Annotated in this window: 15 protein-coding genes and 1 pseudogene; 7 read left to right on the top strand and 9 right to left on the bottom strand. The window is 73.0% G+C overall.

Annotation, left to right across the window (positions count from 1 at the left end):
• Window positions 1-21 precede the first annotated feature (21 nt).
• On the bottom strand, window positions 22-1,383 hold the full coding sequence (gene hflX, locus A6R01_RS01450) for a GTPase HflX (RefSeq protein WP_292602841.1): 1,362 nt from the start codon (window positions 1,381-1,383) through the stop codon (window positions 22-24).
• A gap of 251 nt (window positions 1,384-1,634) precedes the next feature.
• Between hflX and A6R01_RS01445 the strand changes: the two genes are divergently transcribed.
• The gene (locus A6R01_RS01445; RefSeq protein WP_292602804.1) at window positions 1,635-2,216 is read left to right on the top strand and encodes a nucleoside/nucleotide kinase family protein; all 582 of its coding nucleotides are present in this window, start codon (window positions 1,635-1,637) and stop codon (window positions 2,214-2,216) included.
• Between the two features lie 78 nt (window positions 2,217-2,294).
• Here the strand turns inward: A6R01_RS01445 and A6R01_RS01440 are convergent, their stop codons facing one another.
• The 5 genes from A6R01_RS01440 to miaA all read right to left on the bottom strand — a co-directional run bounded on the left by A6R01_RS01440 (window position 2,295) and on the right by miaA (window position 8,100).
• Complete coding sequence (locus A6R01_RS01440) at window positions 2,295-3,071, bottom strand: SDR family NAD(P)-dependent oxidoreductase (protein WP_292602801.1); 777 nt, start codon at window positions 3,069-3,071, stop codon at window positions 2,295-2,297.
• A gap of 187 nt (window positions 3,072-3,258) precedes the next feature.
• Window positions 3,259-4,086, bottom strand: coding sequence for a diaminopimelate epimerase (gene dapF, locus A6R01_RS01435; protein ID WP_292602798.1), 828 nt, complete (start codon window positions 4,084-4,086; stop codon window positions 3,259-3,261).
• Entirely contained in the window at window positions 4,086-6,569 is a 2,484-nt protein-coding gene (ggt, locus tag A6R01_RS01430; RefSeq protein WP_292602795.1) for a gamma-glutamyltransferase, read from the bottom strand. The genes dapF and ggt overlap by 1 nt, the downstream gene beginning before the upstream one ends.
• A 35-nt stretch (window positions 6,570-6,604) precedes the next feature.
• Window positions 6,605-7,180 (bottom strand): dihydrofolate reductase family protein, encoded by a 576-nt coding sequence (locus A6R01_RS01425; protein WP_292602792.1) that lies wholly within the window; start codon window positions 7,178-7,180, stop codon window positions 6,605-6,607.
• Window positions 7,177-8,100 (bottom strand): tRNA (adenosine(37)-N6)-dimethylallyltransferase MiaA, encoded by a 924-nt coding sequence (miaA, locus tag A6R01_RS01420; protein WP_292602789.1) that lies wholly within the window; start codon window positions 8,098-8,100, stop codon window positions 7,177-7,179. Before miaA ends, A6R01_RS01425 begins: the two co-directional genes overlap by 4 nt.
• 47 nt (window positions 8,101-8,147) lie before the next feature.
• Here miaA and A6R01_RS01415 point away from each other — a divergent pair, with 47 nt between their 5' ends.
• From A6R01_RS01415 to A6R01_RS01400, 4 genes are read left to right on the top strand one after another with little or no spacing between them, the layout of a single operon-like run.
• Complete coding sequence (locus A6R01_RS01415) at window positions 8,148-8,360, top strand: antitoxin (RefSeq protein WP_292602786.1); 213 nt, start codon at window positions 8,148-8,150, stop codon at window positions 8,358-8,360.
• On the top strand, window positions 8,357-8,527 hold the full coding sequence (locus A6R01_RS01410; protein WP_292602784.1) for a hypothetical protein: 171 nt from the start codon (window positions 8,357-8,359) through the stop codon (window positions 8,525-8,527). Before A6R01_RS01415 ends, A6R01_RS01410 begins: the two co-directional genes overlap by 4 nt.
• Window positions 8,524-9,003 carry an NUDIX domain-containing protein gene (locus A6R01_RS01405; protein WP_292602781.1) on the top strand — a complete coding sequence of 160 codons (480 nt, stop codon included), beginning with the start codon at window positions 8,524-8,526 and terminating at the stop codon, window positions 9,001-9,003. The genes A6R01_RS01410 and A6R01_RS01405 overlap by 4 nt, the downstream gene beginning before the upstream one ends.
• Before the next feature lie 52 nt (window positions 9,004-9,055).
• The gene (locus A6R01_RS01400) at window positions 9,056-9,325 is read left to right on the top strand and encodes a hypothetical protein (protein WP_292602778.1); all 270 of its coding nucleotides are present in this window, start codon (window positions 9,056-9,058) and stop codon (window positions 9,323-9,325) included.
• Window positions 9,326-9,585: 260 nt separating this feature from the next.
• Here the strand turns inward: A6R01_RS01400 and A6R01_RS01395 are convergent, their stop codons facing one another.
• From A6R01_RS01395 to miaB, 3 genes and pseudogenes are all read right to left on the bottom strand, one after another.
• Window positions 9,586-10,479: a DUF559 domain-containing protein gene (locus A6R01_RS01395; RefSeq protein WP_292602775.1), complete on the bottom strand. Its 894-nt coding sequence runs from the start codon at window positions 10,477-10,479 to the stop codon at window positions 9,586-9,588.
• A 144-nt stretch (window positions 10,480-10,623) separates the two neighbouring features.
• The gene (locus A6R01_RS01390) at window positions 10,624-11,349 is read right to left on the bottom strand and encodes a peptidase E (RefSeq protein WP_292602772.1); all 726 of its coding nucleotides are present in this window, start codon (window positions 11,347-11,349) and stop codon (window positions 10,624-10,626) included.
• A gap of 27 nt (window positions 11,350-11,376) precedes the next feature.
• A pseudogene (gene miaB / locus A6R01_RS01385) lies at window positions 11,377-12,958 on the bottom strand (tRNA (N6-isopentenyl adenosine(37)-C2)-methylthiotransferase MiaB).
• Window positions 12,959-13,026: 68 nt separating this feature from the next.
• Between miaB and A6R01_RS01380 the strand changes: the two are divergent.
• The gene (locus A6R01_RS01380) at window positions 13,027-14,577 is read left to right on the top strand and encodes a CehA/McbA family metallohydrolase (protein ID WP_292602769.1); all 1,551 of its coding nucleotides are present in this window, start codon (window positions 13,027-13,029) and stop codon (window positions 14,575-14,577) included.
• A 66-nt stretch (window positions 14,578-14,643) separates the two neighbouring features.
• Window positions 14,644-15,417 carry an amino acid ABC transporter ATP-binding protein gene (locus tag A6R01_RS01375; RefSeq protein ID WP_292602766.1) on the top strand — a complete coding sequence of 258 codons (774 nt, stop codon included), beginning with the start codon at window positions 14,644-14,646 and terminating at the stop codon, window positions 15,415-15,417.
• The last annotated feature ends 46 nt before the right edge of the window (window positions 15,418-15,463 follow it).

Here is a 15,463-nt window from a genome sequence, read left to right as displayed (position 1 = left end):
ACTGGTGCTCAGGACTGGCGCTCAGGACTGGGGCGCGACGGCGTACTGCGCCAGCTCCCCGGCCAGCGACTCGCCCGCGCGACCACGGACCAGCGAGCCGTCCGCGGTGTGCTCGATCGACTCGATCTCGCCGGCGCGGTGGATCTTGTCGACGAGGTCGCCGCGGCTGTAGGGCAGCAGCACCTCGAACTCGATCGCCGGGCGCGGCAGCTCGGCCTCGACCCGGGCCAGCGCCTCGGCGATGCCCTGACCGGTCTTCGCCGACACCACGACGGTGTGCGGCTCGCGGGCCTGGAGGCGCGCGATGACCATCGGGTCGGCGGCGTCGGCCTTGTTGATGACGATCAGCTCGCGCACGTCGGTGGCGTCGATGTCGGCGAGCACCTCGCGGACCGCCGCGATCTGGCCCTCGGGGTCGGGGTGCGAGCCGTCGACCACGTGCAGCAGCAGGTCGGCGTCGGCGACCTCCTCCAGCGTCGAGCGGAACGCCTCGACCAGCTGGTGGGGCAGGTGCCGCACGAAGCCGACGGTGTCGCTCATCGTGTAGACGCGGCCGTCGGCGGTGGTGGTGCGCCGGGTGGTCGGGTCGAGGGTCGCGAACAGCGCGTCCTCGACGAGCACCCCGGCGGTGGTCAGCCGGTTGAGCAGGCTGGACTTGCCGGCGTTGGTGTAGCCGGCGATGGCCACGCTCGGGACCTGGTTGGCCTGCCGCTGGCTGCGCTTGGCGTCGCGGGTGACCTTCATGCCCTTGAGCTCGCGCCGGAGCTTGGCGATGCGGTCGTTGATGCGGCGGCGGTCGGTCTCGATCTTGGTCTCACCGGGGCCACGACCACCGATGCCGTCACCGCCGGCGGCACGGCCACCGGCCTGGCGGGAGAGGTTGCCACCCCAGCCGCGCAGGCGCTGCTTCATGTACTGCAGCTGCGCCAGCTCGACCTGGGCCTGGCCCTCCTTGGACTTCGCGTGCTGGGCGAAGATGTCGAGGATCAGCGCGGTCCGGTCGACGACCTTGACCTTGAGCCGGTCCTCGAGGTTCCTCAGCTGGCTGGGCGCGAGCTCGCCGTCGCAGATGACGGTGTCGGCGCCGGTCGCCCGGACGATCTCGCCGATCGCCTCGACCTTGCCGCGGCCGACGTACGTCGCCGGGTCGGGGCTCTGCCGGCGCTGGTAGATCGCCTCGAGCACCTCCGAGCCGGCGGTCTCGGCGAGCAGCGCGAGCTCGGCCATCGAGTTCTCGGCGTCCTGCGTGGTGCCCTCGGTCCAGACGCCCACGAGGACGACCCGCTCGAGCCGGAGCTGGCGGTACTCGACCTCGGTGATGTCCTCGAGCTCGGTGCGCAGTCCGGCGACGCGGCGCAGCTGGTGGCGCTCGGCGAGCTCCATCGCGCCGACCGTCGGCTCCTCGGGGTCGGGCTCGTCGGCGTACCCCGACTCGAACCCGTCGGCCCCGGCAGCGTCCTCGTCGGCGGGATCGTCCTCCCAGGCGTCGGTCTCCTCCAGCTCGTCGGCGAGCGAGAAGCCGTCGGAGAGGTCCGGGGCGGTGTCACGTGCGTTGCTCATATACCTCCAGAGTAGGTCTGTTCCAACGCCGCGGCGAACGGGTTTAGTCCCGCCTGCTCTGGCAGCCTGAGCAGATGGATCTCGACGCGCTGCGTGCCGGCTTCGACGGGCGGCTGCTCGGGCTGACCGGCGCTCCGGGCGTCGGGAAGTCGACGCTCGCGGCGCGGCTGGCGTCGGCGTGGGGCGCGGTCGTGGTGCCGATGGACGGCTTCCACATCGCCGACGTCGAGCTCGCGCGGCGCGGGCTGCTGGATCGCAAGGGGGCGCCGGAGACCTTCGACGCCGAGGGGTACGCCGCCCTGCTGGCCCGCGTGCGCGGCCGCGAGCCGCTGGTGATGGCTCCGAGCTTCGAGCGCGACCTGGAGCAGCCGATCGCCGGCGCGCTGCCGGTGCCGGGATCGGCGCCGGTCGTCGTGACCGAGGGCAACTACCTGCTGCTCGACGAGCCGCGGTGGCAGGCGGTGCGGGCCCAGCTGGACGCGGTGTGGCACCTGCGCGTCGATCCGGCGCTGCGCCGATCGCGCCTGGTGGACCGGCACGTGGCGTTCGGCAAGAGCCCGGACGAGGCCGAGGCCTGGGTGCGGGCCGTGGACGACCCGAACGCGGCGCTGGTCGAGGCGGCCGCCGAGCGGACGGACCTGGTCATCGACCTGTGACGGGCCCCGCACATGGGTCGTGCCCCTGAGCGGGCGCCATGGCGCGCGCTCAGGGGCACGACTCGGGTGCTCAGGAGCTCACTTGGGAGGCATCCGGATGCCGCCGTCGACGCGGATGACCTCGGCGTTCATGTAGGAGTTGATGATGGTCTCCACGACCATGCTCGCGAGCTCCTCGGGCTCGCCGAGGCGCTTGGGGAACAGCACGCTCTCGCCGAGCTTGGCCTTGAACGCCTCCGCCTGCTCGCCCTCGCCGTAGATCGGGGTGTCGATCAGGCCCGGGGCGATGGTGTTGAGGCGGATGCCGGCCGAGGACAGGTCGCGCGCGACCGGCAGGGTCATGCCGACGACGCCGCCCTTGGAGGAGGAGTACGCCGCCTGGCCGATCTGGCCGTCGAACGCGGCCACGCTCGTCAGGTTGGCGATGGCGCCACGGCAGCCGTCGGCGTCGGGCTCGTTGCGGCTCATGGCGGTCGCGGCGAGGCGGGTCACGTCGAAGGTGCCGATCAGGTTGATCGCGATCACCTTGCGGTAGGCCTCGAGGTCGTGGGCGGAGTCGAACTCGCCGTCGCGGCCGATGGTGCGCTGGGCCCAGCCGATGCCGGCGGAGTTCACGACCGCGCGCAGCGGGGCGATCGCGGTGGCGGCGTCGACCGCGGCCTTGATCTGGTCGGTGTTGGTCACGTCGACCTGCGCGAAGACGCCCTTGATCTCCTCGGCCAGGGCCTCGCCCTTGTCGGCCTGGAGGTCGGCGATGACGACGGTGGCACCCTTGGCGGCCAGCTGGCGGGCCGCGGCCGCGCCGATGCCCGAGGCGCCGCCGGTGACGATGGCGGTGGATCCGGTGATGTCCATGGCTCGGAACCTAGCGGGTGCCGAGACCTGCGTCACCCGCGGGTTGGCGATCGAGACAGTTCCACTGTCACGGTCCCTGGGGGTCGGGGGGTGGAAGGTTCGACTGATGACGGTCAGACCTTCGCGATCGCGGTCGAAGGTTCGACCGCACCATGCAAGGTCGGACTGACGTCAGTCAGACCTTCCCCTACAGATCGGTCTCCCCACGCGCCACGATCACGCCCGGCCCGGTCATCAGGATGCGCCCGGCCTCGGTCCACTCGATGCGAAGGGTGCCGCCGGGCAGGTCGACGGTGTACGCCGACCCGGGCCCGGTCCCCTCGCGACCCGCTCCGTCGCGCAACGCGGCGGCGACCGCGACCGCGCAGGCACCGGTGCCGCAGGAGCGGGTCTCGCCGGAGCCGCGCTCGTGGACGCGCATGGCGACGTGACCGGGGGCCACCGCCACGACCAGCTCGACGTTGACCCCGTGCGGGTAGACCGCGGGGTCGTGCTCCGGTGCGGTCAGCAGCGTCCCCACGGGCCCGGCAGGGTCGAGCGACTCCACGAACGCCACCGCGTGCGGGTTGCCCATGTCGACATGGGTGGCCGCCCAGGTGGCGCGGCCGATCGACACCGACGTCTGGCCGAGCACCTGCGGCTCGCCCATGTCGACGGTGATGTCCTCGCCGTCCACGACGATCGTCTTCACGCCGTCGCGCGTCTGCACCGGGATCGGCTCGTCGCCGGGCACGAGGCCCTCGGCGACCAGGTGCCGCGCGAAGACCCGGATGCCGTTGCCGCACATCTCCGAGACCGACCCGTCGGCGTTCCAGTAGTCCATGAACCAGTGGCCGTCCTCGCCGCGCACCACCCGCAGCACCCCGTCGCCCCCGATGCCGGCTCGCCGGTCGCACAGCGCGCGCACCCGCGCCGACCACGCCTCGGGCGAGAGCCCGCCGTGGACGGTGCCGTCGTGGTCGGGCAGCAGCACGAAGTCGTTCTCGGTGCCGTGCCCCTTGAGGAAGGGGTACATCAGTAGAGGCCCTCCGCGTAGGACGGGCCGTAGTAGGCGTCGAGCTCCTCGACGGGGCCGGCGCCCTCGACCTGCGAGGCGATCACCGCTCGCCGGGGCACCCGCGCCTCCGGCTCCCAGGTCTCGGGCTGCCAGAGCCCCGAGCGCAGGAACGCCTTCGCGCAGTGGAAGAAGACCTCCTCCACGTCGACGACCACGGCCAGCACCGGCCGGGCGCCGCGCACGGCCATCTCGTCGAAGAACGGCGCGTCGGTCACCAGCCGCGCACGACCGTTGACGCGCAGGGTGTCGCCGCGGCCGGGGATCATGAAGAGCAGCCCGACGTGCGGGTTCTGCAGGATGTTGCGGTAGCCGTCGGCCCGCCGGTTGCCCGGTCGCTCGGCGATCGCGACGGTCCGCTCGTCCAGGACGTGCACCAGCATCCCGGCCGGGTCGCCCTTGGGCGAGGAGTCGCACCGGCCGGTCGCGTCCGAGGTCGACAGCACGCAGAACGGCGCCGCCGCCAGCCACTCGCGGTCCACGTCGAGGAGGCGGTCGCGACCCTTGTCGCGAGCACGCGCGGTGGGCTCGCCGAGGAGCGCCACGAGCGCGTCGACGGAGTCCAGGGTCCGCCAGTCGGCGGTGACCCGGTCGGGGGCGGGAAGGGCGCTGCTCACCGTCCCACGGTACGCCGCTGGGCGGCCGCGCCCGGCACCAGCGCCGCCCCGTGGGCGACCGGCCGGGTCGCCTCCGGAGCGTCGGAACTCGATGCCGGTGGCGGCACCGATCTCCCCGCCGGGCAGGGTGGTCTCGCGCAGCAGGTGACCGAAGGGCTCGAGGTCGCCGCTCCACGTCTCCAGCCACGCCGGCTCGGCCTCGACCCAGACGGTGTTGCGCTGCGTGGCGCGCGGGGCCGCGATCGCGTCCTCGAGCGTCTCGCCGCGGTCGATGAAGTCGACGAGCAGCCCCAGCACCGTGGTGATGATGGTCGAGCCGCCCGGGGAGCCGAGGGCCACCAGCGGCTTGTCCTTCTCCGTCACGATCGTGGGCGCCATCGAGCTGCGCGGGCGCTTGCCCGGCTCGACGCGGTTGGGGTCGCGACGCTTCCAGGTGAGGCTGAAGTCGGTGAGCTCGTTGTTGAGCAGGAAGCCACGACCGGGCACCACGATGCCCGACCCGCCGGTCTGCTCGATGGTCAGCGTGTAGGACACGACCGTGCCCCAGCGGTCGGCGACGACCAGGTGCGTGGTCTCGGTGTTCTCGTGGTCCTCGGCCTCGACCGCGGCGCGCTCGCCCTCGCCGGCCGGCTCGCACCGGCCGTCGTAGAGGCTGACGTCGCCGGGCTCGAGCGGCTTGGGCGTGGCCTGGGCCATCGACACCGCGCAGAGCCGCTCGTCGGCGTACTCCTTGTCGAGCAGCGCCTCGTCGGGCACCTTCACGAAGTCGCGGTCGCCGACGTGGGCGTTGCGGTCGGCGAACGCCAGCGCCCCGGCCTCGAGGACCGCGTGCTGGACGCGGTCGTCGGTCCAGCTCGACAGGGGCAGCCGCTCGAGGATCGCCAGCGCCTGGCCGACGGTGCTGCCGCCGCTGGAGGAGGAGCCCATGCCGTGGACCTTGAAGCCGCGGTAGTCGAGGGTGATCGGCTTGCGCACGCGCACGTCGTAGGTCTTGAGGTCCTTCCCGCGCAGGTGGCCCGGCGGCACCGGGAGGTCGCCCTCGAGGACCGGCGGCGCCTTGACGGTCCGCACGATGTTGCGGGCGACGCTGCCGCGGTAGAAGAGCTTGCCGCCCTGCCGACCCAGCTTGTCGTAGGTCTTGCCCAGGCCCGGGTTGCGGAAGGTCGAGCCGACCGCGGGGACCTCGCCGTCGGGCAGGAAGAGCGCGGCGGTGGAGCGGACCTGCGCGAACCGCTCGGCGTTGGCCTCGACCTGGTCGGCGAAGGTCTGGTCGACCTCGAAGCCGTCGCGGGCCAGCTCGGCCGCCGGGCGGAGCAGCGAGCGCAGCGACCGGCTGCCCCAGCGGTCCAGGGCCTCCTCCCAGGTGGCGACGGTGCCGGGGGTGCCGACGGACAGCCCGCTGGTGACGAGCTCCTCGAACGGGTAGGGGTCGCCGGTCGCCGGGTCGAGGAACATCGTGCGCTCGGGCGACGTCAGCGGCGCGGTCTCGCGTCCGTCGACGGTCAGCACCTTGCCGGTCCTGCCGTCGAGGCGCACGAGGTAGCCGCCCCCGCCGACGCCCGCGCTGAACGGCTCGGTCACGCCCAGCGCTGCCGCCGTCGCGACCGCCGCGTCGACGGCGTTGCCGCCCTGCTCGAGGACCTTCAGCCCGATCCGGGTCGCCTCGGGGTCCACCGACGTCACGGCCCGGGCGGCGGTCTTCGACGGCGCAGTCTCGGACGGCGCGCTCTCGGACGCAACGGCCGGGTCGGCGACCGCCAGCGGCGCCAGGCAGAGCGAGGCGAGAGCCGGGACGAGGACCAGGGGGGCGCGACGCGGGATGCGCATGGGGAGCCTTTCGGGCGGGCGGCGTACGGCCGACCCTAGGCTCCGCGCGGGCCCACCACGTCGTAGGTCGCGCAGACGAACACACCGTGTGGGGCCAGCTCGACCAGCCTCAGGTCGAACGGTCGCGGGAACAACGGCCGACCCGCCCCCAGGGTCACGGGCGCGATCGAGAGCATCAGCCGGTCGAGGTGCCCGGCCTCGGCGAAGTCGGCAGCAAGGCCTCCCCCGCCGACCACCCAGACGTCCTTGCCGTCCGCCGCGGCGACCATCTCCTGCCACACCGGCTCCACGTCACCCTGCACGAAGCGCACGTCGGCACCCTCGATCGCGGGCAGGTCGCGGTGGGTGAACACCCAGGTGGGCTGGGAGTAGGGCCACGCGCCGGGGTCGCCGCCCGAGGGCTCGCCGCCACCGCCGGACTCCAGGTGTGCCCGCACCCACTCGTAGGTCGTCGCACCCATCGCCAGCGCACCGATGCCCTCGATGAACGTGGCGTAGTCCAGCGGCCCGCCCTCCTCGTGCTCCTGGCTGAGGAGCCACTCCAGCGAGTCGTGCTCGTCGGCGATGAACCCGTCGAGCGTGGTGGCGGTGTAGAAGTGCGCGCGCGTCATGCCCCCATCACAGCGGAGACCTCCGACAGTGCGCGAGCGACGCGGTCGGGATCGTCGAAGCGCACCCAGCGGATGCGCGGGTCCTTGCGGAACCACGCGTCCTGGCGCCGCGCGAAGCGCCGGGTCGCGACGACGGTCCGCTCGCGCGCCTCGTCCAACGACAGCTCCCCGGCCAGGTGGGCGGCGACCTCGGGGTAGCCGATGGCACGGCCCGCGGTACGCCCCTGCGCGAGCCCCCGCTCCAGCAGCCGCGCCACCTCCGCGACGAAGCCGGCCGCGAACATCTCCTCGACGCGTTGCGCGATGCGGGCGTCCAGGGTGGGCCGGTCGATGTCGACGCCCACCTGGACGGTGCGCGGGTCGACGTACTCCAGGCGCGGCAGCGTGGCACTGAACGGGCGGCCGGTGAGCTCGAGGACCTCGAGGGCGCGCACGACGCGGCGACCGTTCTCGACCAGGATGCGCGCTGCCGACTCGGGGTCCACCTCGGCCAGCCGGGCGTGCAGCGCCGCCGACCCCACCTCGGCCAGCTCGGCCTCCAGCCGCGCCCTCACCTCGGGATCGGTGCCGGGGAACTCGAACTCGTCGAGCACCGCCCGCGTGTAGAGCGCCGACCCGCCCACCAGCACCGGCGTGGCGCCGCGGCCGCGCAGCTCGGCGATCACCGCACGCGCCTGTCCCTGGAACTCCGCCACCGTCGCCGGCTCGGTCACCTCGAGGGTGTCCAGGAGGTGGTGCGGGATGCCCCGCCGCTCGTCGGGGGGCAGCTTGGCGGTGCCGACGTCCATGCCCCGGTAGAGCTGCATCGCGTCGGTGTTGACGACCTCGCCACCCAGCGCCTCTGCCAGGTCGAGGGAGAGCCCGGTCTTGCCCGCGGCGGTGGCCCCGACCACCGCGACCACCGGAGGGAGAGGGCTCATGTGGCTAGTGTGGCAACAGGTTCCGATCCCGAGCACCGGAGGTGGCCATGGGCTTCCTGGACAAGGCGAAGAAGCAGCTGACCGACGCGGTCGACAAGCACGGCGACAAGATCGGCGACGGTCTCGACAAGGTCGCCGCCGAGGCCGACAAGCGCACCGGCGGCAAGCACACCGACAAGATCGAGCAGGGCGTGGCCAAGGCCAAGGACGGCCTCGACAGGCTCGACGGCCGCAACGACGACATCGCGGACGACAAGTGACCGCGCCGATCCCCGAGGAGCGCGACGGCGAGCCGCTGCCCACGCAGGGCACCCCGCCCGGCGAGCACGACTCCGACCTCCCCGACGGCTCGCCCGCCCCCGACTCCCCCGTGGAGGAGGAGCAGGAGCGCAACGCCGAGACCACCGAGGACCAGCCCTCCCAGTGACCGGCATCGAGGACAGGTTCGTCGTCGTGCCGGCGGCCTACGTGCTGCTGCTACGAGGTGAGGGACCCGGGACCGAGGTGCTCCTCCAGCTGCGGCAGGGGGTCGACTTCATGGACGGCCACTGGGCCTCTGGCGCAGCCGGTCACGTGGAACGCGGCGAGACGGCGTACGACGCGGCGAGGCGGGAGGCCCGCGAGGAGCTCGGCATCGGGGGGCTCGAGCTGGAGCACGTGACCTCGATGCAGCGCACCGCCGGCGGCGAGCCGATCGACGAGCGCATCGACTTCTTCTTCACCTCCCGCACCTGGAGCGGCGAGCCGCGGGTGACCGAGCCGGAGAAGTCCGGCGGCATCCGCTGGGTGCGCCTCGACGACCTCGACTCGCTGCCCGGTCCCGTCGTCCCCCACGAGCGGGTGGTGCTGGATGGCCTGCGGACGGGCAGCCTGGGGGCGTACTCGACGCACGGCTTCGACTGACCCACCCGAGGGACCGGTCGCGGCCCGCGGCCGGACGACGCAGGAGGGACCCATGACCGAGCAGGAGAACACGGAGACCGAGGAGGACCTCGGCCCGATGCCCGAGCCGGAGGCCGAGTCGCCCCAGCTCCACCCGGGCGGCACCGACGCGGTGCTGGACCGGGTCGAGGCACCGCTGGTGCCCGACCTCTCCGCTGAGGACAACCCCGCCACCGAGGCGAGCCCGAGCGAGACCCGTGAGGGCGAGGACACCAGCACCAAGGCCACGCGCAGCGAGGAGGACGCCGGCGACGGCAACCACCCCGAGGAGTCCCCGGCATGAGCAGCGAGCGACGCATCGACCCCGCCACCGGCCGGGAGCCCGACGACCCCCGACACTCCGCTACACCGGCCCCGGCGAGGCTCCCGGCGACGCCCCGCCCGAGCAGTCCGCCGGCGGCGAGGAGACCAACCCCGAGGGCGTCGCCCCCAAGGCCGGCTACCCGTCGAAGGATCCGCGCTCGGACGAGAAGCCCTACGAGCCCGGGCACTGAGCCCCGCCGACGTAGCCGGACGGACCGAACGGTCCGTCGCCGCAGCGGATCAGGCGGCGCGGCATCCCGCGCACAGCTGCTCGGTCCGTGCGGCTACGACCGCCTCCAGGACGGCCCTGACCCGCTCGGGGTGGAACATGACCTCCTCCCAGGAGAACCGCAGCACCAGCCACCCGGCGGCGACCAGGGCGTTGTAGCGGTTGGCGTCGCGGTGCAGCGCCGCACGGTCGCCGTGCCACTCGAAGGAGTCGGCCTCCAGCACCACCTTGAGCCGCACGTCGGTCAGGTCGGGGCGGCCGAGGAGGTGCGGGTCCCGAATGGTCACCTGCGGCTCGACGTCGAGGCCGACCACCTCCAGGCAGATCGCCCGCAGCGCCGACTCGAACGGGTTGGCGGCCCGGCCGTCGGCGAGCGCCGCCGTCCGACGCGCTCGGGCCGCCCCGGGCCCGCGCAGGTCGCGCGTCAACGCCTGCAGGCGCGCCGGCGGATAGCCCTCGCGGAGCGCCGAGTCGGCGACCGCGAGCGCCTCGGCGAACGGCAGCGTCCGCAGGCAGTCGGCCAGCGTGCGGTCGGGGCTGGTGCGGTCCCCGTCGACGTCGTCGGGGCCGAGGTCGGTGCGGTGCATCGTGATCGATGCGCGCCGTTCGGCACTGAGCCGGCGGTCCTTGGGGAGCGTGACGTCCGGCCGCTCGGGGTCTGAGAGGACACCCCAGCCCCAGGCCTGGGCGGCGGTGCGATGCGAGAGCACGCCGCTGACCGCCGCGGCTGCGGCTCGCGAGGCGTCGAGTGCGGGCCCGGCGTAGGTCCCGCGAGCCAGGACGACGAGCCGACCAGCGGTCAGCGCGGCATCGACAGCAGCGCGACCGCACGCAGCGATGAGCTTCTCCCGCCTCGCGACCCCACCGAGCCGGGCGAGAGCCTCTTCGACGGTCGGCTCGTGCACCCGCACACCATGCACCGCTCCAGCCTCGGGCACGGCTGTCTCTCCACAGGCACGTAGACGGACGGACCGAAGCGCGCGGTGGGACCAGCGGACAGCCTCAACGGATCCGCGGAAGCCGCGTACGGTCCGTCCGGCTACGCATTCTCAAAGGCGGACGACGTCCAGCTCGGTCTCGACGGCCCGGTCCCCGTCCCGCTCGACGAGGTAGGCCCCGGCGCCGGCGCGCTCGGTGTAGGCGCCGACCATCTCGGTGCCCTGGTACAGCACGCCCGCCCCGTCGTCGGTGGCGTAGCCGGTGGGCAGGGTGCCGTCGGCGACGAGGGACTGGAACAGCGGGCGGCGCTGCTCCTCGGAGTCGTAGTGGACGCCGTTGGAGAACGGCAGCAGGCCCAGCCCGTCGGTGATCGGGCGCAGCGTCGGGCCGAAGGAGTCGGTGGTGCCGCCGGCGTGCCAGCAGATGGAGCCGGCGGAGACGCCGGTGAGCACCACGCCGGCCTCCCACGCGGCGCGCATCGCCTCGTCGACGCCGTGCAGCCGCCACATCGCCAGCAGCCCGGCGACCGAGCCGCCCCAGACCCACACCACGTCCTGCTCGAGCAGGTGGGCGGTGATGTCCTCGACGTTGGGCATCGTGAACAGCTGCAGGTGGCTGCCGTGGAACCCGCGCGCCTGGGCGGCGGCGTAGAAGTCACGCACCAACGCCGGCGAGTCGCCGCAGGCCGTGCCGAGGAAGCACACCTTCGGCGCGCGGCCCTCGACGCCGGACAGGTCGACGGCGAGGTCGGTCAGCGGACCGACGCCCCAGCTGATCCGGTCGGCGGCGCCGACGCCGCCGGAGGTGGCCAGGATGGTGGGCTGGTCGGCAGGCACGCCGGGGACTTTACGTTGGCCGGTCCCTCAGCGGCGGGCGGGTGCGTCCGGCAGCGGAGCGGGCACGCCGACCGACGGCATCCCCAGCCCGACGCCGGTCTGCTGCGGGCCCTCGGTGCGGGCCTGCCACGCGTCCCCGGAGCGGGTACGACGCACCGACAGCACGCGGTCGGCCACCAGGTGGTGCGGCGCGGCGTAGGTGATCTCGACGGTCACCATGTCGCCGGGACGGGGTTTCGAGACGCTCGCTGGCGCTCGCTCCTCAACCGCCGACCCGCCACTCGCTGGCGCTCGCTCCTCAACCGCCGACCCGCCACTCACCGGCGTCAGCTCCTCGACCGCCGTGTCGTCCCAGGCGAAGTGGACCAGCCGGTTGTCGGGGGCCCGCCCCGAGAGCCGCTGGGTCTCGGTGTCCTTGCGGCCCTCGCCCTCGGCGACCATCAGCTCGACGGTGCGACCGACGAGCTGCTTGTTCTCCTCCCAGGCGATCTCGTTGACGAGGTCGACCAGGCGGCCGTAGCGGTCCTTCACCACCTCGGGAGGGACCTGGTCGGGCAGCTCGGCGGCGGGGGTGCCGGGGCGCTTGGAGTACTGGAAGGTGAAGGCGCTGGCGAAGCGCGACTCCCGCACCACCCGCATCGTCTCGAGGAAGTCCTCCTCGGTCTCGCCGGGGAAGCCGACGATGATGTCGGTGGTGATGGCGGCGCGCGGGATCTGCTCGCGGACGCGCTCGAGGATGCCGAGGTACTTCGCCGAGCGGTAGGAGCGGCGCATGTCCTTGAGCACCTTGTCCGAGCCCGACTGCAGCGGCATGTGCAGGCTCGGCATGACGTTGGGCGTCTCGGCCATCGCGTCGATGACGTCGTCGGTGAACTCCGCCGGGTGGGGACTGGTGAAGCGCACCCGCTCCAGGCCCTCGATCTCCCCGCACGCGCGCAACAGCTTGGAGAAGGCCTGCCGGTCACCGAACTCCACGCCGTAGGCGTTGACGTTCTGACCGAGCAGCGTGATCTCGGAGACGCCCTCGGCGACCAGCGCCTCGATCTCGGCGAGGATCTCACCGGGGCGGCGGTCCTTCTCCTTGCCGCGCAGCGCGGGCACGATGCAGAAGGTGCAGGTGTTGTTGCAGCCCACCGACACCGAGACCCACGCGGCGTACGCCGACTCGCGCTTGGTCGGCAACGTGGAGGGGAAGACGTCGAGGCTCTCCAGGATCTCGACCTGGGCCTCCTGCTGCACCCGGGCGCGCTCCAGCAGCACCGGCAGCGAGCCGATGTTGTGGGGTGCCGAAGACGACGTCGACGTACGGCGCCTTGCGGGTGATCGTGTCGCGGTCCTTCTGCGCAAGGCAGCCGCCGACGGCGATCTGCATGCCGGGGTGCTCGGCCTTGACCGGCGCGAGGTGGCCGAGGTTGCCGTAGAGCTTGTTGTCGGCGTTCTCGCGGACCGCGCAGGTGTTGAAGACGACGACGTCGGCCTGCTCGCCGGCGGGGACGCGCGCGTAGCCCGCGTCCTCCAGCAGCCCGGAGAGGCGCTCGGAGTCGTGGACGTTCATCTGGCACCCGTAGGTCTTGACCTCGTAGGTGCGGGGCTGCGCGACGGTGCTCATGACAGTCCACAAGGGTACGGCGGGTGGCCCGGGCGTCCCGAATCCCGCGCTGCCTCGTTGGGCACTGCGTGTGCACCTGTCCCCTGACCCGTCGCGGTCTGCTGGCCGGCTCCACCGGGGTCGTGACGACCGCGGCCGTGGCGCGCTTCGAGCCGGCGGCGGCCGGGCAGAGCCGCACCGAGACGTTCACCGGCACCTTCACCGGCGTGGGCACGCCGGACTGGCACTACCTGCCGGTCGAGGTGCCGCGCGGCGTCCGCGAGATCGAGGTGTCCTACGCCTACGAGAAGACCGACACCGGCCTGGGCTTCAGCGCCAACGTGATCGACCTCGGGATCTTCGACCCCAGCGGGCACGACCTCGGCGACGCGAGCGGCTTCCGCGGCTGGTCGGGAGGGGCGCGGGACCGGTTCCGCATCAGTCGCCGCCGGGCGACCCCGGGCTACCTCGCCGGGCCGATCACCCCCGGCACCTGGCACGTCGTCCTGGGTCCCTTCGCGGTGGTGCCGCCGGGCGTCGACTACGAGGTGACGGTGACGCTGCACTTCGGCCGTGACCGCCGTCGGTTCAAGCCCGAGCCCGCGCCGCGACGCGTGAAGGGCTCCGGGCCCGGGTGGTACCGCGGCGACTGCCACCTGCACACCGTCCACTCCGACGGCCGCCACACCCAGCGCTCGCTGCTGGCGCTGGCCCGCGAGGCCGGCCTGGACTTCATCGGCTCGACCGAGCACAACACCTCCTCCGCCCAGCTCACCTGGGGCCGGCACGTTCCCGACGACTTCCTGGTCATCCCTGGCGAGGAGGTCACCACCCGCGCCGGGCACTGGCTCGCGCTGGGCCTGCCGGCGGGCACCTGGATCGACTGGCGCTTCCGCCCCGAGGACGACGAGCTCGCGACGTTCACCGAGCGGGTGCGCGGCGTCGGCGGGCTCGCAGTCACGGCCCACCCCTTCTCCCCCGGCCCGGGTTCGACGTGGGGCTTCGACCCGACGTACGCCGACATGGACCTCGTCGAGATCTGGAACGGTCCCTGGACCCTCGACGACCAGACGGCCGTCGCGGCGTGGCACGCGATGCTGGTGGCCGGCCGCTACGTGCCGGTGATGGGCAACAGCGACTCCCACCACGAGGGCCAGACCGTCGGGCTGCCGCAGACCGTCGTCCGCGCGGCGTCGCTGTCGACCAACGCGGTGGTGCGCGGGCTCCGCGGCGGGCACGCGTGGATCGCCGAGTCCAGCGCGGTGGACCTGGCGCTCGAGGCGAGCCTGGGCGACCGGACCGCCGGCTGCGGGGAGGCCCTCGGCGCCGGTCCGACCGACCTCGTCGACGTACGCCTCGCGGTGAGCGGGGCGCCCGGGTGCCTCGCCCAGGTGATCGGCCCGGTCACGCCGCTGGCCGGCGCGCTGACCGACGAGGACGGCGCCGCCGAGGTCGCCGTGCAGGTGCCGGCCGGGCTCGCGCCCTTCGTCCGCGCGGAGGTACGCCGCACGGACGGTGAGCCCGAGCTGAACCCACTCGCCGGGGTGCCCGGCCTGGCCATGGTCGCCCTGACCAACCCGGTGTTCCTGGGGGCGGTCCCCGGGGCCGCGACCCGGGACCGGCCGCTGATCGTGACCTGATCGCGACCCCAGGTCGCGCCCGCAGGCGTGGCAGCGGCCCAGAACTTGTGGCTAGGGTGCTGGACCATGACGCAGTCCGATGCGGCGGGCAGCACGGCCGCCGGTGATCCCCTCGTCGTCCTCGACCACGTCGACAAATGGTTCGGCGACCTCCACGTCCTGCAGGACATCGAGCTCACGATCCACCGCGGCGAGGTGGTCGTGGTCATCGGCCCGTCCGGCTCCGGCAAGTCCACCCTGTGCCGCACGATCAACCGGCTCGAGACGATCGACAAGGGCTCGATCAGCCTCGACGGGCAGCCGCTGCCCGCGGAGGGCAAGGAGCTCGCGAAGCTGCGTGCCGAGGTCGGCATGGTCTTCCAGAGCTTCAACCTCTTCGCCCACAAGACCATCCTCGAGAACGTCACGCTCGGCCCGATGAAGGTCCGGGGCGTGAAGAAGGCCGACGCCGAGAAGCGCGGCCTCGAGCTGCTCGACCGCGTGGGCATCGCCCACCAGGCGCAGAAGTACCCCGCCCAGCTCTCCGGCGGCCAACAGCAGCGCGTCGCGATCGCCCGCGCCCTCGCGATGGACCCGAAGGTGATGCTCTTCGACGAGCCGACCTCCGCCCTGGACCCCGAGATGATCAAGGAGGTCCTCGACGTGATGGTGGACCTCGCCAAGCAGGGCATGACGATGGTCGTGGTCACCCACGAGATGGGCTTCGCCCGCACCGCCGGCGACCGCGTGGTCTTCATGGCCGACGGCGCGATCGTCGAGGAGAACACCCCCGAGGAGTTCTTCACCAACCCGCAGTCCGATCGCGCCAAGGACTTCCTCGGCAAGATCCTGAAGCACTGACCCAGCACTTCCGGGCGGGCCCGTCCCACCCACCAGCGACGTACGA

The sequence above is a fragment of the Nocardioides sp. REDSEA-S30_B4 genome (genome assembly GCF_001627265.1).
GTDB lineage: Bacteria > Actinomycetota > Actinomycetes > Propionibacteriales > Nocardioidaceae > Nocardioides.
This window is presented reverse-complemented; position numbering and strand designations above follow the sequence as displayed.